Origin of the sequence: Micromonospora sp. NPDC048947 (assembly GCF_040649495.1) — a bacterium.
In the GTDB taxonomy this organism is placed as follows: Bacteria; Actinomycetota; Actinomycetes; order Mycobacteriales; family Micromonosporaceae; genus Micromonospora; species Micromonospora alfalfae.
The window spans coordinates 78,194-99,773 of sequence record NZ_JBEZFO010000024.1; the positions used below are offsets into that span (position 1 = coordinate 78,194).

35 protein-coding genes are annotated in these 21,580 nt (G+C 67.7%); 1 reads left to right on the forward strand and 34 read right to left on the reverse strand.

The genetic code is table 11. The features are described 5' to 3' along the window. The first annotated feature begins 66 nt into the window (after window positions 1-66). Entirely contained in the window at window positions 67-1,167 is a 1,101-nt protein-coding gene (locus AB0B98_RS28510; RefSeq protein WP_357366623.1) for a hypothetical protein, read from the forward strand. 12 nt (window positions 1,168-1,179) lie between these two features. Here AB0B98_RS28510 and truA read toward each other — a convergent pair whose 3' ends face one another. The 34 genes from truA to tuf all read right to left on the reverse strand — a co-directional run bounded on the left by truA (window position 1,180) and on the right by tuf (window position 21,381). After that, window positions 1,180-2,010: a tRNA pseudouridine(38-40) synthase TruA gene (gene truA, locus AB0B98_RS28515; RefSeq protein ID WP_238667535.1), complete on the reverse strand. Its 831-nt coding sequence runs from the start codon at window positions 2,008-2,010 to the stop codon at window positions 1,180-1,182. 68 nt (window positions 2,011-2,078) lie between these two features. Then, complete coding sequence (rplQ, locus tag AB0B98_RS28520) at window positions 2,079-2,636, reverse strand: 50S ribosomal protein L17 (RefSeq protein ID WP_091402374.1); 558 nt, start codon at window positions 2,634-2,636, stop codon at window positions 2,079-2,081. A gap of 34 nt (window positions 2,637-2,670) precedes the next feature. Beyond that, window positions 2,671-3,693: a DNA-directed RNA polymerase subunit alpha gene (locus AB0B98_RS28525; RefSeq protein ID WP_053653923.1), complete on the reverse strand. Its 1,023-nt coding sequence runs from the start codon at window positions 3,691-3,693 to the stop codon at window positions 2,671-2,673. Between the two features lie 98 nt (window positions 3,694-3,791). Next, complete coding sequence (rpsD, locus tag AB0B98_RS28530) at window positions 3,792-4,418, reverse strand: 30S ribosomal protein S4 (protein WP_030489600.1); 627 nt, start codon at window positions 4,416-4,418, stop codon at window positions 3,792-3,794. Window positions 4,419-4,431: 13 nt separating this feature from the next. Next, window positions 4,432-4,839 carry a 30S ribosomal protein S11 gene (gene rpsK, locus AB0B98_RS28535; protein WP_030329919.1) on the reverse strand — a complete coding sequence of 136 codons (408 nt, stop codon included), beginning with the start codon at window positions 4,837-4,839 and terminating at the stop codon, window positions 4,432-4,434. Between the two features lie 87 nt (window positions 4,840-4,926). Continuing rightward, the gene (rpsM, locus tag AB0B98_RS28540) at window positions 4,927-5,307 is read right to left on the reverse strand and encodes a 30S ribosomal protein S13 (RefSeq protein ID WP_030329917.1); all 381 of its coding nucleotides are present in this window, start codon (window positions 5,305-5,307) and stop codon (window positions 4,927-4,929) included. Between the two features lie 267 nt (window positions 5,308-5,574). After that, complete coding sequence (rpmJ, locus tag AB0B98_RS28545) at window positions 5,575-5,688, reverse strand: 50S ribosomal protein L36 (protein WP_043965539.1); 114 nt, start codon at window positions 5,686-5,688, stop codon at window positions 5,575-5,577. 91 nt (window positions 5,689-5,779) lie between these two features. Further along, window positions 5,780-6,001 carry a translation initiation factor IF-1 gene (gene infA / locus AB0B98_RS28550; protein ID WP_007073013.1) on the reverse strand — a complete coding sequence of 74 codons (222 nt, stop codon included), beginning with the start codon at window positions 5,999-6,001 and terminating at the stop codon, window positions 5,780-5,782. Window positions 6,002-6,330: 329 nt separating this feature from the next. Then, complete coding sequence (locus AB0B98_RS28555) at window positions 6,331-6,873, reverse strand: DUF1707 domain-containing protein (protein WP_357366640.1); 543 nt, start codon at window positions 6,871-6,873, stop codon at window positions 6,331-6,333. A 145-nt stretch (window positions 6,874-7,018) separates the two neighbouring features. Then, window positions 7,019-7,870, reverse strand: a complete 852-nt coding sequence (map, locus tag AB0B98_RS28560) for a type I methionyl aminopeptidase (protein ID WP_357366626.1) — start codon at window positions 7,868-7,870, stop codon at window positions 7,019-7,021. Between the two features lie 87 nt (window positions 7,871-7,957). Next, entirely contained in the window at window positions 7,958-8,611 is a 654-nt protein-coding gene (locus AB0B98_RS28565) for an adenylate kinase (protein WP_088950228.1), read from the reverse strand. Next, window positions 8,612-9,940 (reverse strand): preprotein translocase subunit SecY, encoded by a 1,329-nt coding sequence (gene secY / locus AB0B98_RS28570; protein ID WP_357366628.1) that lies wholly within the window; start codon window positions 9,938-9,940, stop codon window positions 8,612-8,614. It lies immediately after the preceding gene. 232 nt (window positions 9,941-10,172) lie between these two features. Further along, window positions 10,173-10,616, reverse strand: a complete 444-nt coding sequence (gene rplO / locus AB0B98_RS28575; protein ID WP_030329906.1) for a 50S ribosomal protein L15 — start codon at window positions 10,614-10,616, stop codon at window positions 10,173-10,175. After that, window positions 10,616-10,798, reverse strand: coding sequence for a 50S ribosomal protein L30 (gene rpmD / locus AB0B98_RS28580; protein WP_007465262.1), 183 nt, complete (start codon window positions 10,796-10,798; stop codon window positions 10,616-10,618). Before rpmD ends, rplO begins: the two co-directional genes overlap by 1 nt. Next, a complete protein-coding gene (gene rpsE, locus AB0B98_RS28585) occupies window positions 10,798-11,412 on the reverse strand; it encodes a 30S ribosomal protein S5 (RefSeq protein WP_074314587.1) in 615 nt (204 codons plus the stop codon). The genes rpmD and rpsE overlap by 1 nt, the downstream gene beginning before the upstream one ends. A 33-nt stretch (window positions 11,413-11,445) precedes the next feature. Further along, window positions 11,446-11,835: a 50S ribosomal protein L18 gene (gene rplR / locus AB0B98_RS28590; protein WP_030329901.1), complete on the reverse strand. Its 390-nt coding sequence runs from the start codon at window positions 11,833-11,835 to the stop codon at window positions 11,446-11,448. Further along, window positions 11,832-12,374 carry a 50S ribosomal protein L6 gene (gene rplF, locus AB0B98_RS28595; protein ID WP_124860508.1) on the reverse strand — a complete coding sequence of 181 codons (543 nt, stop codon included), beginning with the start codon at window positions 12,372-12,374 and terminating at the stop codon, window positions 11,832-11,834. Before rplF ends, rplR begins: the two co-directional genes overlap by 4 nt. Before the next feature lie 16 nt (window positions 12,375-12,390). Then, the gene (rpsH, locus tag AB0B98_RS28600; RefSeq protein WP_007465270.1) at window positions 12,391-12,798 is read right to left on the reverse strand and encodes a 30S ribosomal protein S8; all 408 of its coding nucleotides are present in this window, start codon (window positions 12,796-12,798) and stop codon (window positions 12,391-12,393) included. A 116-nt stretch (window positions 12,799-12,914) separates the two neighbouring features. Next, window positions 12,915-13,100: a type Z 30S ribosomal protein S14 gene (locus AB0B98_RS28605; RefSeq protein WP_007465272.1), complete on the reverse strand. Its 186-nt coding sequence runs from the start codon at window positions 13,098-13,100 to the stop codon at window positions 12,915-12,917. 1 nt (window position 13,101) lies between these two features. Continuing rightward, window positions 13,102-13,668: a 50S ribosomal protein L5 gene (rplE, locus tag AB0B98_RS28610; RefSeq protein ID WP_091402385.1), complete on the reverse strand. Its 567-nt coding sequence runs from the start codon at window positions 13,666-13,668 to the stop codon at window positions 13,102-13,104. Next, window positions 13,668-13,988 (reverse strand): 50S ribosomal protein L24, encoded by a 321-nt coding sequence (rplX, locus tag AB0B98_RS28615; protein WP_172899047.1) that lies wholly within the window; start codon window positions 13,986-13,988, stop codon window positions 13,668-13,670. Before rplX ends, rplE begins: the two co-directional genes overlap by 1 nt. Beyond that, on the reverse strand, window positions 13,985-14,353 hold the full coding sequence (gene rplN / locus AB0B98_RS28620) for a 50S ribosomal protein L14 (protein ID WP_007465279.1): 369 nt from the start codon (window positions 14,351-14,353) through the stop codon (window positions 13,985-13,987). The genes rplX and rplN overlap by 4 nt, the downstream gene beginning before the upstream one ends. A 97-nt stretch (window positions 14,354-14,450) precedes the next feature. After that, a complete protein-coding gene (gene rpsQ, locus AB0B98_RS28625; protein WP_030489590.1) occupies window positions 14,451-14,729 on the reverse strand; it encodes a 30S ribosomal protein S17 in 279 nt (92 codons plus the stop codon). Continuing rightward, window positions 14,726-14,962 (reverse strand): 50S ribosomal protein L29, encoded by a 237-nt coding sequence (rpmC, locus tag AB0B98_RS28630; protein WP_007465283.1) that lies wholly within the window; start codon window positions 14,960-14,962, stop codon window positions 14,726-14,728. The genes rpsQ and rpmC overlap by 4 nt, the downstream gene beginning before the upstream one ends. Further along, the gene (gene rplP, locus AB0B98_RS28635; protein ID WP_053653940.1) at window positions 14,962-15,387 is read right to left on the reverse strand and encodes a 50S ribosomal protein L16; all 426 of its coding nucleotides are present in this window, start codon (window positions 15,385-15,387) and stop codon (window positions 14,962-14,964) included. The genes rpmC and rplP overlap by 1 nt, the downstream gene beginning before the upstream one ends. A 3-nt stretch (window positions 15,388-15,390) precedes the next feature. Further along, entirely contained in the window at window positions 15,391-16,260 is an 870-nt protein-coding gene (gene rpsC / locus AB0B98_RS28640; protein ID WP_091402401.1) for a 30S ribosomal protein S3, read from the reverse strand. Continuing rightward, window positions 16,260-16,718, reverse strand: coding sequence for a 50S ribosomal protein L22 (gene rplV / locus AB0B98_RS28645; RefSeq protein WP_007465297.1), 459 nt, complete (start codon window positions 16,716-16,718; stop codon window positions 16,260-16,262). Before rplV ends, rpsC begins: the two co-directional genes overlap by 1 nt. A 41-nt stretch (window positions 16,719-16,759) precedes the next feature. Beyond that, complete coding sequence (gene rpsS, locus AB0B98_RS28650) at window positions 16,760-17,041, reverse strand: 30S ribosomal protein S19 (RefSeq protein WP_007465299.1); 282 nt, start codon at window positions 17,039-17,041, stop codon at window positions 16,760-16,762. Window positions 17,042-17,053: 12 nt separating this feature from the next. Further along, on the reverse strand, window positions 17,054-17,893 hold the full coding sequence (gene rplB, locus AB0B98_RS28655) for a 50S ribosomal protein L2 (protein WP_053653944.1): 840 nt from the start codon (window positions 17,891-17,893) through the stop codon (window positions 17,054-17,056). Window positions 17,894-17,905: 12 nt separating this feature from the next. Beyond that, entirely contained in the window at window positions 17,906-18,208 is a 303-nt protein-coding gene (rplW, locus tag AB0B98_RS28660; RefSeq protein WP_007465304.1) for a 50S ribosomal protein L23, read from the reverse strand. Next, entirely contained in the window at window positions 18,205-18,855 is a 651-nt protein-coding gene (rplD, locus tag AB0B98_RS28665; RefSeq protein WP_030489587.1) for a 50S ribosomal protein L4, read from the reverse strand. Before rplD ends, rplW begins: the two co-directional genes overlap by 4 nt. Continuing rightward, on the reverse strand, window positions 18,852-19,517 hold the full coding sequence (gene rplC, locus AB0B98_RS28670) for a 50S ribosomal protein L3 (protein WP_091402403.1): 666 nt from the start codon (window positions 19,515-19,517) through the stop codon (window positions 18,852-18,854). The genes rplD and rplC overlap by 4 nt, the downstream gene beginning before the upstream one ends. A gap of 11 nt (window positions 19,518-19,528) precedes the next feature. Next, on the reverse strand, window positions 19,529-19,837 hold the full coding sequence (gene rpsJ, locus AB0B98_RS28675) for a 30S ribosomal protein S10 (protein ID WP_007073037.1): 309 nt from the start codon (window positions 19,835-19,837) through the stop codon (window positions 19,529-19,531). Window positions 19,838-20,187: 350 nt separating this feature from the next. Then, window positions 20,188-21,381: an elongation factor Tu gene (tuf, locus tag AB0B98_RS28680; RefSeq protein ID WP_030489585.1), complete on the reverse strand. Its 1,194-nt coding sequence runs from the start codon at window positions 21,379-21,381 to the stop codon at window positions 20,188-20,190. Window positions 21,382-21,580: the final 199 nt, after the last annotated feature.

The window sequence follows — 21,580 nt, forward strand, 5'->3', positions numbered from 1 at the left end:
ACGGCCCACACGTACATTTCCCCGATATTACCCCCTAAAGGGACATTGACTCCTACTCTGGGCGACATGGTGTATCGGTACCAGTCCGATGAGGACGCTTTCGAGGAGTACCCGGAGCCCGGGTCCGACCTGTCGGTGCTCGGCGCCGGTCCGCCCCCAGCGGCCGGGCCCTCTCCGTCGCGCTTCCCCACGCCGTCGCTGCCCCGACCGAACCAGCTTTCGCTGCCCTCGTCGCAGCCGGCGCCGGCTCGTCCGCAGCTCGGGCCGGCCGCCCGCGCCGATGCGCCGCAGCCACTGCCGACGCGTGCCGACATCCCGCCCGCCCCGCCGCGCAGCCAGATCTACACCTCGGCCACGTCGGCGGAGCCGCCCACCCGGCGCGGCGGCGGCCGGCTGTGGCAGGTACTGATCGGCGGCGCAGCCGTCCTGGTGCTGCTCGCCCTCTGCGGCCTCGGCGCCGCCGCGCTGCTCATCAACCGCGACGAGCAGCCGCAGAGCAACCCGACGTACCAGCCGAACGCCGCCCCCACGTCGGCAGCGGCGGAACGGCTGGCCCTCGACTCCCGGGACACCGACCAGGCCCCGCTCACCGCCAAGGAACTCTTTCCCGGCAAGGAGCTGAAGCTCACCGACGGCCAGCCGAGCTACCAGGTGCTCAAGACACAGTCCAGCGGCAGTTGCGCCGTCGCCGCCACCGACGAGGTCGCCGACCTGCTGGTCCGGCTCGGCTGCAACCAGATCGTCCGGGCCACGCTGAGTACGCCCGACGACAGCCACCTGGTCACCACCGGCCTGTTCAACCTCACCGACAAGGTCAGCGCGGAACGAGCCCGAGACCGGCTCCGGCAACTGCTCGACGAGCGGCAGGGCCGTTTCCGTGGCCTCACCGCCGACGACGGCGACGGCACCGACGTCCTGGCCAACGCTCCGGCACGCGTCGGCTGGCAGGTCCGTGGCCACTACCTGGCGTACGCGCTGGTGGTCCGCAAGGACGGGGCGGCGGTCAAGGCGGGTGACGCCAAGGTCCGCGAGATCCTGTTCGACATGATCGAGCTGCACCTCAGCCGGGGCGTGCTGCAGAGCCGGGCCGACGGTGGCACCGCCGCACAACCGACGACGGCACCTACCGGCAGCAACGCCGACCAGGGCGATCTGCCGGGCGACTGACCCCGCCGACGGTCAACCCTCGATCGGGACCCGCAACCGGCGGGTGAGGGTGGCGCGGTGGGCGTACTCGGCCGGATCTGCCGGGTAGCCGACGGCGACCAGCGTCAGCCCGCGTGCGGGGGCCACAGTCACCTCGCTGGACCGCTCCCGCTGGGTGAGCAGAGTTCCCGGCCACTCGACCGGGCGGCGGCCGTCCCCGGCCACCAGCATCGCACCCACCAGGCTGCGCACCATCGCCTGACAGAACGCGTCGGCCTGCACGGTCGCGACCAGGATGCCGTCCGGGTCGCGACGCCAGTCCAGCCGGGTCACCTCGCGCAGCGTGGTGGCGTGCTCCTTGCGCCGGCAGTACGCGGCGAAGTCGTGCTCCCCCACCAGCCCGGCCGCGGCGGCGTTCAGCGCGGCCAACTCCAACGGCTTCGGCCAGGCCAGCACCTCGTGGCGGCGCAACGGCTCGGCGCCGAACGGCGCATCGGTGACCCGGTACTCGTAGCGCCGGAAGGTGGCCGAGAACCGGGCGTCGAAGTCGGCCGGCACCTCGGTCATCGCCCGTACCCGCACGTCGGTGGGGAGCAGCCGGGCCAGGCGACGCAGCAGCCGTCCCTCGTGCTGCCGCCACACGTCCACCGGCAGGTCCACATGGCACACCTGCCCAGTGGCGTGCACTCCCGCGTCGGTCCGCCCGGCCACCGTCAGCCCGGTGGCCGTACCGACGCCGAGGACCAGGTCCAGGGTCTCGACGAGCACCCCCGCGACGGTGCGCCTGGTCGGCTGGGCTGCCCAGCCGGAAAAGTCGGTGCCGTCGTACGAGACGTCCAGCCGCAGCCGGATCCGCTCGTCCACCTCGTACCTCCCGTTACGGGTCGGGCCCGACACCCCGATGGGGTGCCGGGCCCGACAATGCCCTTTGATCAGGCCTTGTTCTCGGTGGCCTCGTCGCTGTCCTCGCGGGCGGCGTCGGTGTCACCGGACGCCGACACCGGCGCCTCGGAGTCCTGGTCGGCCGGAGCCGACTTCGGGGCCTCGTCGGCCGGGGCGAGCGCCTCGACCTTGTCCTGCTGCGCGGCCTTGCGGGCGGCGGTCTTCTTGTTCGCCTTCGGCTCGGCGACCTGAAGCTCCTCCACCAGCTCGATGATGGCCATCGGCGCGTTGTCACCCTTGCGCGGACCGGTCTTCACGATCCGGGTGTAACCGCCGGGGCGGTTGGAGTACCGGGGCGCGATCTGGTCGAACAGGGCGTAGACCACGTCCTTGTCCTTGACGACACCCAGCACCCGACGCCGCGAGGCGAGGTCACCGCGCTTGGCCTTCGTGATGAGCTGCTCGGCCAGCGGGCGCAGCCGCCGGGCCTTCGTCTCGGTGGTCTGGATCTTCCCGTGCTGGAACAGCGCGGTCGCCAGGTTGGCCAGCATCAGCCGCTCGTGCGAGGGGCTGCCGCCGAGGCGGGGGCCCTTGGTGGGCGTGGGCATTTTTGGTGCTCCTCAGTTGTGGCGGCAGCGCGGACTAGAGCTGCTCGGTCTCGCGGTAGTCGTCGGTGTCGTAGTCGGCCTCGCCGAAGGTGTCCACGACGTTCGCCGGGTCGAAGTTCGGAGCCGAGTCCTTCAGCCCGAGACCCATCCCGGCGAGCTTCATCTTGACCTCGTCGATCGACTTCTGACCGAAGTTGCGAATGTCGAGGAGGTCGGCCTCGGTACGCCCGATGAGCTCACCAACGGAGTTGATGCCCTCGCGCTTGAGGCAGTTGTAGGAGCGGACGGTGAGGTCCAGCTCCTCGATCGGCAGAGCGAGGTCCGCCGCCAGCTGGGCGTCCTGCGGGGACGGCCCGATGTCGATGCCCTCGGCGGTCTCGTCCAGCTCCCGGGCGAGCCCGAACAGCTCCACCAGCGTCGAACCGGCGGAGGCCAGCGCGGTACGCGGACCCATCGACGGCTTGGTCTCGACGTCGATGATCAGCCGGTCGAAGTCGGTGCGCTGCTCGACACGGGTTGCCTCGACGCGGTAGGTCACCTTCAGCACCGGCGAGTAGATCGAGTCGACCGGGATCCGGCCGATCTCGGCGCCGGACTGCTTGTTCTGCGCAGCCGTCACGTAGCCCCGGCCCCGCTCGACGGTCAGCTCCATGTCGAGCCGGCCCTTGCCGTTCAGGGTGGCGAGCTTGAGATCCGGGTTGTGCACCGAGACGCCGGCCGGGGGCTGGATGTCGCCCGCGGTCACGTCGCCCGGACCCTGCTTGCGCAGGTACATGCTGACCGGCTCGTCGTGCTCGGAGCTGACGCACAGCTCCTTGATGTTCATGACGAGCTCGACCACGTCCTCCTTGACACCGGGGATCGTGGTGAACTCGTGCAGCACACCGTCGATCTTGATCGAGGTGACGGCCGCGCCCGGGATCGACGACAGCAACGTACGCCGCAGCGAGTTACCCAGGGTGTAGCCGAAGCCCGGCTCCAGCGGCTCGATGGCGAACCGGGACCGGGTCTCGTTGATCGACTCCTCGGAGAGGGAGGGTCGCTGGCTGATGAGCATCTTTTCTCTTCTCTTCCGGGGCGCCCGCTATTTGACGCCCACGACACAAACTGTTCCGGTGGCCCGCCCCGAAGGGCGGGCCACCGAACGAGCTCGGACTACTTGGAGTAGAGCTCGACGATCAACTGCTCCTGGACCTGCGTGTCGATGACCTGCCGGGCCGGGAGGGAGTGCACGAGCACCTTCATCTGGCTCGGGATGGCCTCAAGCCACGCCGGAACCGTCTTCGAGCCGGCCTGAGCCTGCGCGACGATGAACGGGGTGAGCTCCTTGCTCTTGCCCCGAACCTCGATGATGTCGTGCTCCTTGACGCGGTACGACGGGATGTCGACCTTCTTGCCGTTCACAGTGAAGTGACCGTGCTTGACCAGCTGGCGGGCCATGTCCCGCGAGTGGGCGTAGCCGGCCCGGTAAACGACGTTGTCCAGCCGCGACTCGAGGATCTGCAGGAGGACCTCACCGGTCTTGGCCTGCTTGCCAACGGCTTCCTCGTAGTAACCGCGGAACTGCTTCTCCAGCACGCCGTAAACCCGACGGGCCTTCTGCTTCTCGCGGAGCTGGAGCAGGTACTCCGTCTCCTTGGTGCGGCCGCGGCCGTGCTGCCCGGGCGGGAACGGCCGGGACTCGAACGGGCACTTCGGACCATCGCACTTGCTGCCCTTGAGGAACAGCTTCATCTTCTCCCGCCGGCAACGGCGGCAGTCTGCACCGGTGTAACGAGCCATCTCTCTCTACCTCTCAGACCCGGCGACGCTTCGGCGGACGGCACCCGTTGTGCGGCTGCGGGGTGACGTCGGCGATCTGCCCGACCTCAAGGCCCACTGCCTGCAGCGAACGGATGGCGGTTTCCCGACCGGAGCCGGGGCCCTTGACGAACACGTCGACCTTGCGCATGCCGTGCTCCATGGCGCGACGCGCGGCAGCCTCGGCGGCCAGCTGCGCAGCGAACGGAGTCGACTTGCGGGAGCCCTTGAAGCCGACCTGGCCAGCGGAGGCCCAGGAGATGACCGCACCGGTCGGGTCCGTGATGGACACGATGGTGTTGTTGAACGTGCTCTTGATGTGCGCCTGCCCGTGGGCGACGTTCTTGCGTTCCTTGCGCCGGACCTTCTTTACAGCGGCTCCGGCACGAGCCTTCGGTGGCATAAGTCTGTGCGCTCCTAGTTGACTTTCCGGATTGGGTTGCGGCCTGACCCACCTCGGCGGCGGCCGACCCCGTCATCCGGTCAAGAACTACTTCTTGCCGGGCTTCTTCTTGCCGGCGACGGTCCGCTTCGGGCCCTTGCGGGTCCGTGCGTTGGTCTTGGTCCGCTGGCCACGCACGGGCAGGCCCCGGCGGTGCCGGATGCCGGCGTAGCAGCCGATCTCAACCTTGCGGCGGATGTCAGCGGCGACCTCGCGGCGCAGGTCGCCTTCAACCTTGTAGTTGCCCTCGATGTGGTCGCGGAGCTGCACGAGCTCCTCGTCCGTGAGGTCCCGAGCGCGCTTGTCCGGCGAGATGCCGGTAGCGGCGAGTGTCTCCAGGGCGCGGGTGCGACCGACCCCGAAGATGTAGGTGAGCGCGATCTCCAACCGCTTTTCGCGGGGGAGATCCACGCCGACTAGACGTGCCATGTGCGGGCGTACTCCTCGTGATGTGTGGCGGAGGTGTGGACCCGTCCCACCCCGCTACCGGCCGTCCCGTCTTTCCGACGCGGTGAGCGCCGGCGACCGGGATCGGTCGCTGCCCGAGCGGGCCCCGGCCTCCGACCGGGGGTCAACCACGCAGAGGTACGTCTGGCGTACCGCTCGCGGCTGGGACGAGCATGTGTGATGTGTGTGTCGCTGGGGATCTGCCTGGACCAACGCCACCCGGCCTTTGCTCCGGCCGGACGGGCTGAGTCAGCCCTGGCGCTGCTTGTGGCGCGGGTCGCTGCAGATGACCATGACCCGGCCGTGCCGGCGGATAACCCGGCACTTGTTGCAGATCCTCTTGACGCTCGGCTTGACCTTCACGGTTGCCTTACTTCCCATCTGGCCCGGCTACGCGCTCAGCGCGACGCCGGACGTCGAAGACGGACACGGGACTTCCCGGCCGTCGTCAGGACTACTTGTAGCGGTAGACGATGCGCCCGCGGGTCAGGTCGTACGGCGAAAGTTCGACGACGACCCGGTCCTCCGGAAGAATGCGGATGTAGTGCTGCCGCATCTTGCCGCTGATGTGAGCCAACACCTTGTGGCCGTTCGCGAGCTCCACCCGGAACATGGCGTTCGGCAGGGGCTCGATGACCCGACCCTCGATCTCAATGGCTCCGTCTTTTTTCGGCATGTCCTCCGCTGTCCTGACGTCGATTGCTCCGGGCGGCCCACAACGTCTTACACGGAAATCTGATCAGAATCAGAAGCCCGCGCCAGCCGCGGCTCCAGCTCCCACCGAAGCGCAGGGTGGGCATGCCGGAGTGGACGCTGTGCGCCGATCTGAAAGTGTACGCCGGCCTGCAGTCCCCCGCCAAACCGACCACCCACCAACCCGCGCGTCACCCCGACCGACCGCACCTCCAGCCCTGTTGATCATGAAGTTGTTGCCACCAACCCCGGCGTGTCATGGCAATAACTTCATGATCAACGAAAGGGGGGCGGCAGGGCCCCGGGGGGGGGTTATTGGGGGTTGTCTGGGTTGATGGCGCGCTTTGCCTGTTTGCGTTCTCGGCGGCGCTGGCGCTTGATGGCCTGGCGCTGGGGCTCGCGCCCGGCCAGCCCGGTAACCGTGCGGACCACCAGCACCGCACCCCACGGCCCGGCCACCCAGGCCGGCCAGAAGTAGAGCAGATCCTGGCTGAGCACCGACGCCACCGCCCAGATGGTCACCACGATGGCGATCACCCGCAGGTACGGGAACCACACCTCAGCCAGCCAACGGGCGGTGGCGCCCCGGGTGAGGGCCTGACCGAGCGGGTCACCCAGCGGGCTCACCGTCGGCCCGGTGGTCGGAGCCAGGCCGGACCACTGCGTCGGCGTCACCGGCGGCAGGTCGGTGAGCAGGGCTCCAAGATCGGCATACGTGCGTGCCGCATAGGCCCGCTGCAACCGCTCGTCATACTCGTGCAGGTCCAGTCGGCCCTCGTCGAGGGCGACCCGCAATCGGTCGGCCACCGCCGCACGGTCCGAGTCTGCGGCCCGCAACCCGTCGCGCCCGTCCATCCCGTCGCGCCCGTCCATGCCGGCAAGCATGCCACCGTCGCGCCAGCCCATCCGACCCCGCACTTCGGTCGATCATGAAGTTATTGCCAGCCTCACCGGCGTGTCAGGGCAATAACTTCATGATCAACGAGGGTGGGGGTGGGGGTTAGGGTGTTTTGGTGGCTGCGGGTTGGCGGGCGGTCACCAGGTCGCCCAGGCGGGCGCGGCCGCCGTCGAACGCGGTGAGCACCCAGACGCCGTCCGGCAACAGCGCCATCGAATGCTCGACGTGCGCGGCCACCGAGCCGTCCCGGGTGACGACCGTCCACCCGTCGGCCAACTCGACGGTACGCGGAGACGCCATGGTGATCATCGGCTCGATGGCCAGGGCCATACCGGGGACCAGTCGCGGACCCTTGCCCGGCCGACCGTGGTTGAGCACGTGTGGGTCCTGGTGCATCTCGGTGCCGATGCCATGCCCGCCGTAGCCGTCGACGATGCCGTACCGGCCGCCCTTGCGGACAGCGGTCTCCACCGCGTGCGAGATGTCGGTGAGGCGGCCCTTGCCGCTGGCCGCACCACGCGCGGCGGCGGCGATGCCGGCCCACATCGCGTCCTCGGCGACCTCAGCCATCTTCAGCAGCGCCGGGTCGACGTCACCGACCCCGACCGTGATCGCGGAGTCGCCGTGCCACCCGTCCAGCACCGCGCCGCAGTCGATGGAGACTAGGTCACCGGCCTGGAGCACCTGCTTCGGCGACGGGATGGCGTGCACGATCTGCTCGTTGACCGAGGAACAGATCGACGCCGGAAAACCGTGGTAGCCCTTGAACGACGGAACGCCGCCCGCCTCGCGGATGGTCGCCTCGGCGATGGCGTCCAGATCGGCGGTGCTCACACCGGGGGCGACAGCCTCCCGCATCCGGCGCAACGCCTCGGCCACCACCAGCCCGGCGGCCCGCATCTTCTCGATCTGGTCAGGGGTCTTCAGCTGGATGTCCAGCTGGGGACGACGCATGGAGCGGTTACCTTTCGTTGCCGAACAGCGGGGCACATAACGCGTACCCCGCTGTTCGCACTCTATCCGCCGTGGCCCGGCCGGACCTCAGCCGCCGTACGACCGCAACGCGTCGATGGCCCGGGTGGTGACGTCCTCCACCGGCCCGGTGGCGTCGATCCCGACCAGCTTGCCCTGAGCGCCGTAGTAGTCGACCAGGGGTGCGGTCTTCTCGCTGTATTCGCGGAGCCGCGTGGCGATGGTCTCCGGCTTGTCGTCGTCGCGCTGGAACAGCTCGGCGCCGCACCGGTCACAGATGCCGGGCCGGGTGGTGGCATCGAACTCCACGTGCCAGATCTTGCCGCAGCCCCGGCAGGTACGCCTGCCGGAGAGCCGCCGGATCACCTCGTCGTCGTCGACCACCAGCTCCAGGACCAGATCCAGGGCGGTGCCCAGATCGGCCAGGAGCTTGTCCAGAGCGGCCGCCTGCGGAGTCGTCCGCGGGAAGCCGTCGAGCAGGAAACCCTCGCTGGCGTCGGGCTCGGCCAGCCGGTCCCGGACCATGTTGATGGTGACCTCGTCCGGAACCAGCTCGCCCGCATCCATGTACCGCTTCGCCTCGACACCGAGCGGCGTGCCCTGGGTGACGTTCGACCGGAAGATGTCTCCGGTCGAAATCTTCGGCACCGAGAGGTGCGCGGCGATGAACTCGGCCTGCGTGCCCTTGCCCGCGCCCGGCGGGCCAACCAGAACGAGTCTCATCTACCGCAGGAACCCTTCGTAGTTCCGCTGCATGAGTTGGCTCTCGATCTGCTTCACGGTCTCCAGACCGACGCCGACCATGATGAGCACAGCGGTGCCGCCGAACGGGAAGTTCTGGTACTGCTGGTTGTCCAGCCAGATGAAGAAGAAGTTCGGCAGGATCGAGATGACGCCGAGGTAGAGCGCGCCCGGGAGGGTGATCCGGCTGAGGATGAAGTCCAGGTAGTCGGCGGTCGGCTTGCCCGGGCGGATGCCCGGCACGAACCCGCCGTACTTCTTCATGTTGTCAGCGACCTCGGTCGGGTTGAACGTGATCGAGACGTAGAAGTACGTGAAGAAGATGATCAGCAGGAAGTAGACCGAGATGTAGATCGGGCTGCTCGGGTTGACCAGGTTGTCCCGGATCCAACTCACGGTCTTGCCCGGGTCGTTCTGGTCGAAGAACTGCAGCGCCAACTGCGGCAGGTAGAGCAGCGACGAGCCGAAGATGACCGGGATCACACCCGCCTGGTTGACCTTGAGCGGGATGTAGGTCGAGGTGCCGCCGTACATCCGCCGGCCGATCATCCGCTTGGCGTACTGCACCGGGATCCGGCGCTGCGCCTGCTCGATGAAGGTGACCGCCGTGATGACCACCAGGACCAGCGCGATGACCAGGGCGAACATGTCCCAGCCCTTGCTGGTCTTGATCTGCCAGCCCTCGCTGGGCAGCCGCGCCGCGATCGAGGTGAAGATCAGGACGGACATGCCGTTGCCGACGCCGCGGTCGGTGATCAGCTCACCGAGCCACATGACCATGCCGGTGCCGGCGGTCATCGTCATCACCAGGATGGCCAGGGTCAGCCAGTCCGGGATGCCGGTGCCGGTGGGGATGATCGGGAACTGGTCGCACTTGTTCTGGAACAGCTGGCCCGAGCGGGCCAGGGCCACGAACGCGGACGCCTGCAGCACACCGAGACCAAGAGTCAGGTAGCGGGTGTACTGGGTGATCTTCGCCTGACCGGCCTGGCCCTCCTTGCGGAGCTGCTCCAGGCGGGGGATCACGACGGTCAGCAGCTGCAGGATGATCGACGCGGTGATGTAGGGCATGATGCCCAGCGCGAAGACCGAGAGCTGTAGCAGCGCTCCGCCGGAGAAGAGGTTGAGAAGGTTCACCACCCCGGTGGTGTCACCCTGGATGGTGTCGAGGCACTTCTGCACGTTGCCGTACGAGACGCCCGGGCTGGGGAGCGTTGCACCCAGCCGGTAGACCGCGATGATGCCTACTGTGAACAGCAGCTTCTTGCGCAGGTCAGGCGTACGGAACGCACTGAGAAAGGCGGACAGCAACTTCTTCCTCCTGCGCGAGGCGGGCCGCCGGTGATCCCTGGCGGGTCGGGGTGGATCACGAGCGAGTGCCCGCAATCCATGGCTGGGATGGGACTCTAACAGCCTCACCCCGGTCCGGGCAGATGCGCCCGACTACATAAATCGATTCCGATGTTACCGGGCGCTCAGGCCCCAGGCAGACCACGGCGCCCGCCAGTTGCTCTCAACTGGACGGGCGCCATGGTCGTAGGCCTTACAGCTCGGTGACGGAGCCACCGGCAGCAGCGATCTTCTCCTTGGCCGACGCACTGAACGCGTGCGCGGACACCTGGAGCGCCACACCGCCGAGATCCCCGGTGCCGAGGACCTTGACCGGGTGACCCTTGCGGACCGCGCCGGACTCAACGAGCTCCAGCGGGCCGACCTGACCACCATTCGGGAACAGCTCAGCGAGTCGGTCCAGGTTGACCACCTGGAAGACCACCTTGAACTTGTTCTTGAAGCCCTTCATCTTCGGCAGGCGCATGTGGATGGGCATCTGCCCACCCTCGAACGCCGCCGAGATGTTCTTGCGGGCCTTGGAGCCCTTGGTACCGCGACCAGCGGTCTTGCCCTTGGAACCCTCACCGCGACCCACACGGGTCTTCGCGGTCTTGGAACCGGGTGCCGGGCGCAGGTGATGCACCTTGATCGTCATTACTCGACCTCCTCGACCTTCACGAGGTGGCTCACAGTGAAGATCATGCCGCGGATCTCGGGCCGGTCCTCCTTGACCACCACGTCGTTGATCCGCTTGAGACCGAGCGAACGCAGCGACTCACGCTGGTTGTGCTTGGTCCCGATACCGGACCGGAGCTGGGTGACCTTCAGGCGTGCCATCAGTGCGCCACCCCCGCACGCGACGCCAGCATGGCGGCCGGCGCGACGTCCTCCACCGGCAGACCACGACGCGCCGCGACCTGCTCGGGGGACTCAAGCCCCTTCAGGGCCGCCACCGTGGCGTGCACGATGTTGATCGGGTTCGACGAACCGAGGCTCTTGGAGAGCACGTCGTGGATCCCAGCGCACTCCAGCACGGCACGCACCGGTCCACCGGCGATGACACCCGTACCGGCCGAGGCCGGCTTGAGCAGCACCACACCAGCGGCGTCCTCACCCGTCACCGGGTGCGGGATCGACTGACCGATCCGCGGGACCTTGAAGAAGTGCTTCTTGGCCTCCTCGACGCCCTTGGCGATGGCCGCGGGCACCTCCTTGGCCTTTCCGTAGCCCACGCCGACCGTGCCGTCGCCGTCGCCCACGATCACCAGGGCGGTGAAGCTGAAGCGACGACCACCCTTCACGACCTTGGCGACGCGGTTGATCGCGACGACCCGCTCAAGGTGCGGGGTCTTCTCGACGGGCGCGTTTCCGCGGCCGCCCTCACGGCGGTTGTCGCGGCGACCACCCTCGTTGCCACCGGACCCGCCGCCACGGCGCTGTTGACCTGGCATCAGCAGCCTTCCTTCTCTCTCGTGACGGGGTTGTTAGAACTCGAGCCCGGCTTCGCGGGCGGCGTCGGCAAGCGCGGCGACTCGCCCCGCGTACCGGTTGCCGCCGCGGTCGAAGACGACCTTGGAGACGCCGGCGGCCTTGGCCCGCTCGGCGAGCAGCGCGCCCACCTTGCCAGCCAGGGCGCTCTTGTCGCCCTCCGCACCGCGCAGCGAGGCGTCCAGGGTCGACGCCGACGCCAGGGTGTGACCCTTGGTGTCGTCGACGATCTGGGCGACCATGTGCCGCAGCGAGCGGGTGACGACCAGGCGCGGACGCTCGGCCGTACCGCTGACGTTCTTGCGGACGCGGAAGTGTCGACGCGCACGCCCAACGGCGCGCTTGGCGGCGACACCGCGGCGGCGCTTGAGCAGCGTGGCGCTCACTTCTTACCTGCCTTTCCAGCCTTGCGGCGGATGACCTCGCCCTGGTACTTGACGCCCTTGCCCTTGTAGGGCTCCGGCGGGCGGATCTTCCGGATGTTGGCGGCGACCTCACCGACCTGCTGCTTGTCGATGCCAGCCACGTGGAACAGGGTCGGCCGCTCCACCGTGAAGGTGATGCCCGCCGGGGCGGGGACGACCACCGGGTGCGAGAACCCGAGCGCGAACTCGAGGTCCGAACCCTTGGCGGTGACCCGGTAACCGGTGCCGGCGATCTCCAGGCTCTTGCGGTAGCCCTCGGTGACCCCGACGATCATGTTGGCAACCAGCGTACGGCTCAGGCCGTGGAGTTCCTTGGCCTTGCGCTCGTCGTTCGGCCGGTTGACGCTCAGCTGCCCATCCTCGGCCCGCTCGATCGTGATCGGCTCGGCGAGGGTGTGCTGGAGCTGGCCCTTGGGGCCCTTGACCTTGACGGTCTGCCCGTCGATCGTGATGTCGACGCCGGCTGGCACCGGGATCGACTTACGTCCAATTCGCGACATTTCTACCTGTCTCCCGTTACCAGACGAAGGCGAGGACTTCCCCGCCAACACTCCGCTTGCGGGCCTGCCGGTCGGTCAGCAGCCCCTGGGACGTCGAAATGATCGCCACGCCCAGCCCACCGAGCACCCGCGGGAGCCCGTCCGACTTGGCGTACACCCGGAGACCGGGCTTGGACACGCGCTTGATGCCGGCCAGGCTCCGCTCGCGGTTCTGGCCGTACTTCAGCTCGACGACCAGTCGCTTGCCGACGGCGCCCTCCTCGGGCTCCTCGACCGACCAGGTGGCGATGTAACCCTCGGCCTTCAGGACCTCGGCGATGTTCGCCTTGATCTTGGAGTAGGGCATCTTCACCTGATCGTGGTACGCCTGGTTGGCGTTACGCAGACGCGTGAGCATGTCTGCGATCGGGTCGGTCATCGTCATGGATTTCGTCAGCCTTTCTCGCCGGGGTTCCCGGGGCATCAGCCCCGGGCCTACGGCGAAGAGCAATACCTAATCGGTGCAGGAGTTCCCGGCCGACGGCCGGGACGCGGTCGCCCTTACCAGGAAGCCTTGGACACGCCCGGCAGCTCACCGCGGTGAGCCATCTCCCGGATGCAGACCCGGCAGAGCCCGAACTTGCGGTAGACCGCCTTCGGACGCCCGCACCGCTGGCAGCGGGTGTACGCGCGAACCGAGAACTTCGGCTTCGCGGCCGCCTTGATGATCAGCGCCTTCTTGGCCATCTCAGTTCTCCTTGAACGGGAAGCCCAGGAGCTTGAGCAGCGCCCGGCCCTCGTCGTCGGTCGTGGCGGTCGTGACCACCGTGATGTCCATGCCCCGCTGGCGATCGATCCGGTCCTGGTCGATCTCGTGGAACACCGACTGCTCGGTCAGACCGAACGTGTAGTTGCCGTGCCCGTCCAGCTTGCGCCCGTCCAGGCCGCGGAAGTCGCGGATACGCGGCAGCGCGATGGAGAGCAGCCGGTCCATGAACTCCCACATCCGGTCGCCGCGAAGGGTGACCTTCGCGCCGATCGGCATGCCCTCGCGGAGCTTGAACTGCGCGATGGACTTGGTCGCCCGACGCACCTGCGGCTTCTGGCCGGTGATCGTGGCGAGGTCGCGGACCGCGCCGTCGATCAGCTTGGCGTCGCGAGCAGCCTCGCCGACACCCATGTTGACGACGATCTTGACCAGCCGCGGCACCTGCATGGGGTTGCCGTAGCTGCGCTGCTCACGCAGCTGGGCCACGATCTCGTTGCGGTACCGCTCCTTGAGGCGCGGCAGGGTCTTTTCGGTAGCCGTGGTCATCACAGGTCCTTACCGGTGCTACGCGCGATGCGGACCTTCTGGCCGTTGTCGTCGATCCGGTAACCGACGCGGGTCGGCTTGCCGTCGGAGTCCAGGACCTGCACGTTCGAGACGTGGATCGGGGCCTCCTGAGTGACGATGCCGCCGGTCTTGGCGCCACGCTGGGTGGTGCTGATGCGGGTGTGCTTCTTGACCCGGTTCACGCCCTCGACAAGGACCTTGTCCTGCCGCGGGTAGGCCTGAATGACCTTGCCCTTGGCACCCTTGTCCTTGCCGGCGATGACGACGACCGTGTCGCCCTTCTTGACCTTCACGGTCACAACACCTCCGGCGCGAGGGAAATAATCTTCATGAACCGCTTGTCCCGCAGCTCCCGGCCCACCGGGCCGAAGATACGGGTTCCACGCGGGTCCCCGCCGTCCTTGATGATGACGGCGGCGTTCTCGTCGAAGCGGATGTACGAGCCGTCCGGACGACGCCTCTCCTTGGCCGTGCGAACGACGACAGCCTTGACGACGTCGCCCTTCTTCACACCGGCACCCGGGATCGCGTCCTTGACCGTGGCCACGATGACGTCGCCGATGCTCGCGTAGCGCCGACCCGAGCCACCGAGAACCCGGATGCACAGGATCTCCCGAGCACCCGTGTTGTCGGCGACGCGCAGTCGCGACTCCTGCTGAATCACGTCTATCTCCTATGTCTGCCGGTTCTCCGGCCGCCGTAGCGGCCGGAGCCTGGCGGAACCTACGCCCGACGCAACGCCGGGCGAGCTCGAGCCTTCGCTACTTGGCCTTTTCCAGGATTTCCACGATCCGCCAACGCTTGGTGGCGCTCAGCGGCCGGGTCTCCATGATGAGAACCCGGTCACCGGTGCCAGCGGCGTTCTGCTCGTCGTGCACCTTCAGCTTGGCCGTGCGGCGCATGATCTTGCCGTACAGCGCGTGCCGAACCCGGTCCTCGACCTCGACCACGACGGTCTTGTCCATCTTGTCGCTGATCACCAGGCCCTCGCGGACCTTGCGGCGCGACCGCGCGGCGGCGGTGGCGGTCTCTTCGGTCATGATGCAGTCACCTCAGTCGGCGCGGCCGAGAGCCCCAGCTCGCGCTCACGCATGATCGTGTAGATCCGGGCGATCTCCCGACGGATGACCTGCAACCGCCGGTTGTTGTCCAGCTGCCCGGTTGCGGCCTGCACGCGGAGGTTGAACAGCTCCGCCTTGGCCTCCCGCAGCTTCGTGACCAGCTCCTCTTCGGAGAGCTCACGCAGCTCGGTCGCCTTAACGCCCGCTGCCATCAGGATTCACCCACTTCGCGCGTAACAATGCGGCACTTCATCGGGAGCTTGTGGATCGCGCGACGCATGGCCTCTCGCGCGGTCTGCTCGTTGGGGAAGGACATCTCGAAGAGAACCCGCCCCGGCTTGACGTTGGCAACCCACCACTCGGGCGAACCCTTACCGGAACCCATCCGGGTCTCGGCAGGCTTCTTGGTGAGGGCCTGGTCCGGGAAGATCGTGATCCAGACCTTGCCACCACGCTTGATGTGGCGAGTCATCGCGATACGTGCCGACTCGATCTGCCGGTTCGTCACGTACGCCGGCTCGAGAGCCTGGATCCCGAACTCGCCGAACACCACCCGGTTACCACCCTTGGACGCGCCACTGCGGTCCGGGTGGTGCGGCTTGCGGAAGCCCTTCGGGGGCTTGCGCGGCATCAGCATCTGTCAGCCCTCCTGCTGCGTTTCTGCCGGAGCAGCAGTGGCGGCGACAGCTGCGCTGTCCACCGGCTCGCCGCTCGGCGTCTCGGCCTGCTGCGCGATGGTGGTCGCAGCAGCCCGACCGGCCTCGGTGCCACCAGCCGTGGTGCCGGACGAACCCGACCGGCCACGGCGCGGACGCTCGGGACGGTCGCCGCGCTCACCACGACGCGGGCGGGACGGACCGGCCTCGGCCGGAGCTTCCCGGCCCGGGACGGCGTCGCCCTTGTAGATCCAGACCTTCACACCGATCCGACCGAACGTGGTACGGGCCTCGAAGAAGCCGTACTCGATGTTGGCCCGCAGCGTGTGCAGCGGAACCCGGCCCTCACGGTAGAACTCGGTCCGGCTCATCTCAGCGCCGCCGAGGCGACCCGAGACCTGAACCCGGATGCCCTTGCAGACCGGGTTCTTCATCGCCGACTGCATGGCCTTGCGCATCGCCCGACGGAAGCTGACCCGGCTGGACAGCTGCTCGGCCACGCCCTGCGCGACCAGCTGAGCGTCCGACTCGGGGTTCTTCACCTCGATGATGTTCAGCTGAACCTGCTTGCCGGTGAGCTTCTCAAGCTCGCCGCGGATCCGGTCGGCCTCCGCACCCTTACGGCCGATGACGATGCCCGGCCGGGCGGTGTGGATGTCGACCCGGACCCGGTCGCGGGTGCGCTCGATGTCGACCTTGGAAATCCCGGCACGCTCGAGGCCCTTGGACATCATGCGGCGGATCTTGACATCCTCGCCGATGTAGTCCTTGTAGAGCTTGTCCGCGAACCAGCGGGATTTCCAGTCGGTCGAGATGCCGAGCCGGAACCCAGTGGGGTGAACCTTCTGACCCATTACTCGGCGTCCTCCGTCTTGCTCTGCGCTTCGGCCGGTGCGGCCTCCGTGGCCGGGGCGGCCTTCTTCGCCGCGGCCTTCCTCGGCGCTGCCGGCGCGACCGCTTCGACCGCCACAGTGATGTGGCAGGTGCGCTTGCGGATTCGGTACGCCCGACCCTGCGCCCGCGGCTGGAACCGCTTCATCGTCGGGCCCTCGTCCACGAAGGCCTCGCTGACGAGCAGCGCGTCGGGGTCCAGCCGCTCGTTGTTCTCCGCGTTGGCGATCGCGCTAGCGAGCACCTTGTACACCTGCTCGCTCGCAGCCTGCGGCGCGAACTGCAGCACCGTGAGCGCCTCCTTCGCGGGCAGGCCGCGGACGAGGTTGACCACCCGGCGCGCCTTCATCGGCGAGATGCGCACGTGCCGCGCAACCGCCCGCGCGCCCGGAAGCACCGGAGCGTCGCCCTTTCCTGGCATCGCTGTAACCCCTTGTTCCCTCTATCCGTATGCCCGCGGCGTCAGCGCCGACGGCTCTTCCGGTCGTCCTTCTCGTGACCCTTGAACGTGCGGGTCAGCGCGAACTCGCCGAGCTTGTGCCCGACCATCGCCTCGGTCACGAACACCGGGACGTGCTTGCGTCCGTCATGCACGGCGATCGTGTGCCCCAGCATCTCGGGGATGATCGTCGAGCGCCGCGACCAGGTCTTGATCACGTTCTTGGAACCCTTGTCGTTCTGAACTTCCACCTTCTTGAGCAGGTGGTCGTCTACGAACGGGCCCTTCTTCAGGCTGCGAGGCATGTCTTATCTCCCTCAGCCGCGCTTACGCGTGGCGTAGCGGCGGCGGACGATCAGCCGGTCACTCGGCTGGCCCTTACGGCGGGTGCGGCCCTCGGGCTTACCCTGCGGGTTGACCGGGTGGCGACCACCGGAGGTCTTACCCTCACCACCACCGTGCGGGTGGTCGACCGGGTTCATGGCGACACCACGGACGGTCGGGCGCTTGCCCTTCCACCGCATCCGGCCAGCCTTACCCCAGTTGATGTTCGACTGGTCGGCGTTGCCGATCTCGCCGACGCTGGCGCGGCAGCGCACGTCCACCCGCCGGATCTCGCCGGACGGCATACGCAGGGTCGCGTACGCGCCCTCGCGGCCGAGCAGCTGGATGCCGACGCCGGCGGAACGGGCCAGCTTGGCCCCGCCACCCGGACGCAGCTCCACGTTGTGGATCGTGGTACCGACCGGGATGTTGCGCAGCGGCAGGTTGTTACCCGGCTTGATGTCGGCGCCCGGGCCGGACTCGACGCGGTCGCCCTGCTTCATGTCCTTCGGCGCGAGGATGTACCGCTTCTCGCCGTCGGCGTAGTGCAGCAGCGCGATGCGCGCCGTGCGGTTCGGGTCGTACTCGATGTGAGCGACCTTCGCCGGCACGCCGTCCTTGTCGACCCGCTTGAAGTCGATCAGACGGTACTGACGCTTGTGACCGCCACCGTGGTGCCGCGTGGTGATCCGGCCGTGGGCGTTACGCCCGCCCTTCTTCGGCAACGGAGCCAGCAGCGACTTTTCCGGCGTGGACCGGGTGATCTCGGCGAAGTCAGCGACACTGGAGCCACGTCGGCCCGGCGTCGTCGGCTTGTACTTACGGATAGCCATTGTCTACACCCCTCAGCTGACCGGGCCGCCGAAGGCCTCGATGCGGTCACCGTCAGCCAGCTTCACGATCGCCCGCTTGGTCGCCTTGCGCTGACCGAAACCGGTCTTGGTGCGCTTGCGCTTACCCTGGCGGTTGAGCGTGTTGACCGTCAGGACGCGGACGTTGAAGATCTGCTGGATAGCGATCTTGATCTCGGTCTTGTTCGCGTCCGGGTGCACCAGGAAGGTGTACCAGTTCCGGTTCAGCTCGCTGTAGCTCTTCTCCGAGACGACCGGCGCCACGATGATGTCGCGCGGGTCGGCGATCGTGCTCACTTGCCACCCTCCTCGGTGGTCTCGGCGGGCACGCCCAGGAACTCGTCCAGGGCGTCCTTGGTGAAGACCACGTCGTCGGCCACGAGCACGTCGTACGTGTTCAGCTGGCCGGACTCGATCAGGTGCACCCGCGGCTCATTGCGCAGCGACACCCAGTTCAGTTCGTCGGTGCTGCTCAGCACGACCAGGACCCGACGGGCCTCGGTGAGCTTGGTCAGCGTGGCCAGGGCCGCCTTGGTCGACGGCTTCTCGCCCGAGACGAACGCCTCGACGACGTGCACCTGCCCGGCGCGGGCCCGGTCGGAGAGGGCACCCCGCAGAGCGGCGGCCTTCATCTTCTTCGGGGTCCGCTGGCTGTAGTCGCGCGGCACGGGACCGTGCACGACGCCACCGCCGGCGAACTGCGGCGCGCGGATCGAGCCCTGCCGGGCGCGACCGGTGCCCTTCTGCTTGTACGGCTTCTTGCCGCCACCGGCGACCTCGCCGCGGGTCTTGGCCTTGTGCGTGCCCTGTCGGGCCGCCGCGAGCTGGGCCACCACGACCTGGTGCATCAGCGCGACGTTGGCCTGCACGTCGAAGATGTCCTCCGGCAGCTCGACGGAGCCGCTGGTGGTGCCTTCGACGGTGCGCACGTCAACGGTGGTCACTTGGCCGCACCGCCCTTCTTCACCTTGCTCTTGGCCGCGGTACGGACCAGAACGAGCGCGCCCTTGGGACCAGGAATGGCACCCCGGACGAGCAGCAGGTTGTTCTCGGTGTCGACCGCCTGGACGGTGAGGTTCTGCACGGTGTACCGCACGCCACCCATACGACCGGCCATCCGGGTGCCCTTGAAGACACGACCCGGAGTGGCGCAGGCGCCGATGGAGCCGGGCGAGCGGTGCTTGCGCTCGACGCCGTGCCCGGCGCCCAGACCGTGGAAGCCGTGCCGCTTCATCGGGCCGGCGTAGCCCTTGCCCTTGGTCTTGCCGGTGACGTCGATGGTGACGCCGGCCGGGAACTCCTCGACAGTGACTTCCTGGCCGAGCGAGTATTCCCCAGCGTCAGTGGTGCGCAGCTCGACGATGTGCCGGCGCGGCGCCACGTCCGCCTTGGCGTAGTGCCCGCTGATCGGCTTCTTGACCTTGCGCGGGTCGATGGTGCCGTACGCGAGCTGGACCGCGGAGTAACCGTCCTTCTCGGCGCTACGAACCTGGCTGATGACGCACGGGCCGGCCTCGACCACGGTCACGGGAACAACACGGTTGTTCTCCCAGACCTGGGTCATGCCGAGCTTGGCGCCCAGGATCCCCTTGACTTGCCTGTCCATTTGTCCGGTCCCTACAGCTTGATCTCGATGTCGACGCCAGCCGGCAGGTCGAGGCGCATGAGCGAGTCGACCGTCTTCGGGGTCGGGTCGATGATGTCGATCAGCCGCTTGTGCGTGCGCATCTCGAAGTGCTCGCGCGAGTCCTTGTACTTGTGCGGCGAGCGGATAACGCAGAAACGGTTGATCTCCGTGGGCAGCGGCACCGGGCCCGCGACCTGCGCCCCGGTGCGCGTCACCGTCTCGACGATCTTCCGAGCCGAGGAGTCGACGACCTCGTGGTCATAGGCCTTGAGCCGGATGCGGATCTTCTGTCCCGCCATGGTGGCTTCTGTTCCTTCTCTCGATGCCGCTGTGTTGCGGGCGCCTGTACCGGCTGGCACAGGCCCACTTCGCCGACCCCCGCGGTCGGGCGTGTCGCGCCCTCGGGCCGAGCTCCGCCCCTAGGTACCGGAGTGGTGCTGACCGCACGGGGGGTCAAGGCGCCGATCGCATTACCGCGACCTGAACGCCGTACGAGGGTGGTTGGCGACTGGGCCGCCAACCACCCTACGCTCGACTGCCTCGCCACCCGGAGGTTCAGCGAAAGCCGAACACAGGCGACGAACTGTCGTTACGCAACCTGACTAGTATGCCGCACGACCGGCGGCGGGTCTAATCGGGGTTACCTAGTTCACTTGTTAATCTTGGTGACGAACCCGGCGCCGACGGTGCGGCCACCCTCGCGGATCGCGAACTTGAGGTTCTCCTCCATGGCGATGGGCTGGATCAGCTTCACCGACATGGAGGTGTTGTCACCCGGCATGACCATCTCGGTGCCCTCGGGGAGGGTGACGACACCGGTGACGTCAGTGGTCCGGAAGTAGAACTGCGGACGGTAGTTCTGGAAGAACGGGGTGTGACGGCCACCCTCCTCCTTGGAGAGGATGTAGACCGTCGCCTCGAACTCCGTGTGCGGGGTGTTCGAGCCCGGCTTCACGACGACCATGCCGCGCTCGACCTCGTCGCGCTTGGTACCACGCAGCAGCAGGCCGACGTTCTCGCCTGCGCGGGCGTCGTCCAGGGTCTTCCGGAACATCTCGATCGCGGTGACCTTGGTCTTGAAGCTCTTCTCCTTGATACCGACGAGCTCAACATCCTCGTTCGGCAGGAGAACGCCGCGCTCCACGCGACCGGTGACGACGGTGCCACGACCAGTGATCGTGAAGACGTCCTCAACCGGCATCAGGAACGGCTTGTCAACCTCGCGCTCCGGCTGCGGGATCGAGGTGTCGACAGCGGTCATCAGGTCCAGCAGCTTGCCGGTCCACTCGGGGTCACCCTCGAGGGCCTTCAGCGCCGAGACCCGAACGACCGGCAGGTCGTCACCCGGGTACTCCTGCGAGGAGAGCAGCTCACGGACCTCGAGCTCGACGAGCTCCAGGAGCTCCTCGTCATCGACCATGTCGCTCTTGTTGAGCGCCACGACGATGTACGGCACACCGACCTGACGGGCCAGCAGCACGTGCTCGCGGGTCTGCGGCATCGGGCCGTCGGTCGCCGCGACCACCAGGATCGCGCCGTCCATCTGCGCGGCACCGGTGATCATGTTCTTGATGTAGTCGGCGTGCCCAGGGCAGTCGACGTGCGCGTAGTGCCGCGACTCGGTCTGGTACTCGACGTGCGCGATCGAGATCGTGATGCCGCGGGCCTTCTCCTCCGGCGCCTTGTCGATCTCGTCGAACGGCGTGTAGGGGTTCAGGTCCGGGTACTGGTCGTGCAGGACCTTGGTGATGGCCGCCGTCAGCGTCGTCTTACCGTGGTCGATGTGACCAATGGTGCCGATGTTGACGTGCGGCTTAGTCCGCTCGAACTTAGCCTTCGCCACTGGTGTCCTCCTGTGGACTTCTTGGTTCGTACGCCCGGCGCGCCGGTCGGCGCTTAGGACTCTGTCGACAGCCTTTCCGGCCTGACGGCCGGAGAGCCTTTGTGGGTTCTGCGGCGATGAAGCCTACAGGCCCGGTCTCACGCGATCCGATCGTGGTGGCCGCGGGCGGGTGAACCCTCCCGCGACCAACCACGAATCA

What these genes read in the sequence shown, in the direction of transcription:
- rpsC (WP_091402401.1), bottom strand. Translation starts at nt 16,260, where the DNA reads ATGGGTCAGAAGGTTCACCCCACTGGGTTCCGGCTCGGCATCTCGACC.
- AB0B98_RS28555 (WP_357366640.1), bottom strand. Translation starts at nt 6,873, where the DNA reads ATGGACGGGCGCGACGGGTTGCGGGCCGCAGACTCGGACCGTGCGGCG.
- rpmD (WP_007465262.1), bottom strand. Translation starts at nt 10,798, where the DNA reads ATGGCACGCCTGAAGGTCACCCAGCTCCGGTCCGGTATCGGGACCAAG.
- AB0B98_RS28525 (WP_053653923.1), bottom strand. Translation starts at nt 3,693, where the DNA reads ATGCTCATCAGCCAGCGACCCTCCCTCTCCGAGGAGTCGATCAACGAG.
- rplC (WP_091402403.1), bottom strand. Translation starts at nt 19,517, where the DNA reads ATGGACAGGCAAGTCAAGGGGATCCTGGGCGCCAAGCTCGGCATGACC.
- rpsE (WP_074314587.1), bottom strand. Translation starts at nt 11,412, where the DNA reads ATGCCAGGTCAACAGCGCCGTGGCGGCGGGTCCGGTGGCAACGAGGGT.
- rplQ (WP_091402374.1), bottom strand. Translation starts at nt 2,636, where the DNA reads ATGCCCACGCCCACCAAGGGCCCCCGCCTCGGCGGCAGCCCCTCGCAC.
- rplB (WP_053653944.1), bottom strand. Translation starts at nt 17,893, where the DNA reads ATGGCTATCCGTAAGTACAAGCCGACGACGCCGGGCCGACGTGGCTCC.
- rpsH (WP_007465270.1), bottom strand. Translation starts at nt 12,798, where the DNA reads ATGACGATGACCGACCCGATCGCAGACATGCTCACGCGTCTGCGTAAC.
- rpsS (WP_007465299.1), bottom strand. Translation starts at nt 17,041, where the DNA reads ATGCCTCGCAGCCTGAAGAAGGGCCCGTTCGTAGACGACCACCTGCTC.
- rpsD (WP_030489600.1), bottom strand. Translation starts at nt 4,418, where the DNA reads ATGGCTCGTTACACCGGTGCAGACTGCCGCCGTTGCCGGCGGGAGAAG.
- rplE (WP_091402385.1), bottom strand. Translation starts at nt 13,668, where the DNA reads ATGACCACGGCTACCGAAAAGACCCTGCCGCGCCTCAAGGAGCGGTAC.
- map (WP_357366626.1), bottom strand. Translation starts at nt 7,870, where the DNA reads ATGCGTCGTCCCCAGCTGGACATCCAGCTGAAGACCCCTGACCAGATC.
- rplP (WP_053653940.1), bottom strand. Translation starts at nt 15,387, where the DNA reads ATGCTGATGCCGCGCAAGCCCCCGAAGGGCTTCCGCAAGCCGCACCAC.
- rpsM (WP_030329917.1), bottom strand. Translation starts at nt 5,307, where the DNA reads ATGGCACGTCTAGTCGGCGTGGATCTCCCCCGCGAAAAGCGGTTGGAG.
- AB0B98_RS28565 (WP_088950228.1), bottom strand. Translation starts at nt 8,611, where the DNA reads ATGAGACTCGTTCTGGTTGGCCCGCCGGGCGCGGGCAAGGGCACGCAG.
- rpsJ (WP_007073037.1), bottom strand. Translation starts at nt 19,837, where the DNA reads ATGGCGGGACAGAAGATCCGCATCCGGCTCAAGGCCTATGACCACGAG.
- rplO (WP_030329906.1), bottom strand. Translation starts at nt 10,616, where the DNA reads ATGACGATCAAGGTGCATCACCTGCGCCCGGCACCCGGTTCCAAGACC.
- rplF (WP_124860508.1), bottom strand. Translation starts at nt 12,374, where the DNA reads ATGTCGCGAATTGGACGTAAGTCGATCCCGGTGCCAGCCGGCGTCGAC.
- infA (WP_007073013.1), bottom strand. Translation starts at nt 6,001, where the DNA reads ATGCCGAAAAAAGACGGAGCCATTGAGATCGAGGGTCGGGTCATCGAG.
- rpsK (WP_030329919.1), bottom strand. Translation starts at nt 4,839, where the DNA reads ATGCCACCGAAGGCTCGTGCCGGAGCCGCTGTAAAGAAGGTCCGGCGC.
- rpmC (WP_007465283.1), bottom strand. Translation starts at nt 14,962, where the DNA reads ATGGCAGCGGGCGTTAAGGCGACCGAGCTGCGTGAGCTCTCCGAAGAG.
- AB0B98_RS28510 (WP_357366623.1), top strand. Translation starts at nt 67, where the DNA reads ATGGTGTATCGGTACCAGTCCGATGAGGACGCTTTCGAGGAGTACCCG.
- rpsQ (WP_030489590.1), bottom strand. Translation starts at nt 14,729, where the DNA reads ATGACCGAAGAGACCGCCACCGCCGCCGCGCGGTCGCGCCGCAAGGTC.
- rplV (WP_007465297.1), bottom strand. Translation starts at nt 16,718, where the DNA reads ATGCCAGGAAAGGGCGACGCTCCGGTGCTTCCGGGCGCGCGGGCGGTT.
- AB0B98_RS28605 (WP_007465272.1), bottom strand. Translation starts at nt 13,100, where the DNA reads ATGGCCAAGAAGGCGCTGATCATCAAGGCGGCCGCGAAGCCGAAGTTC.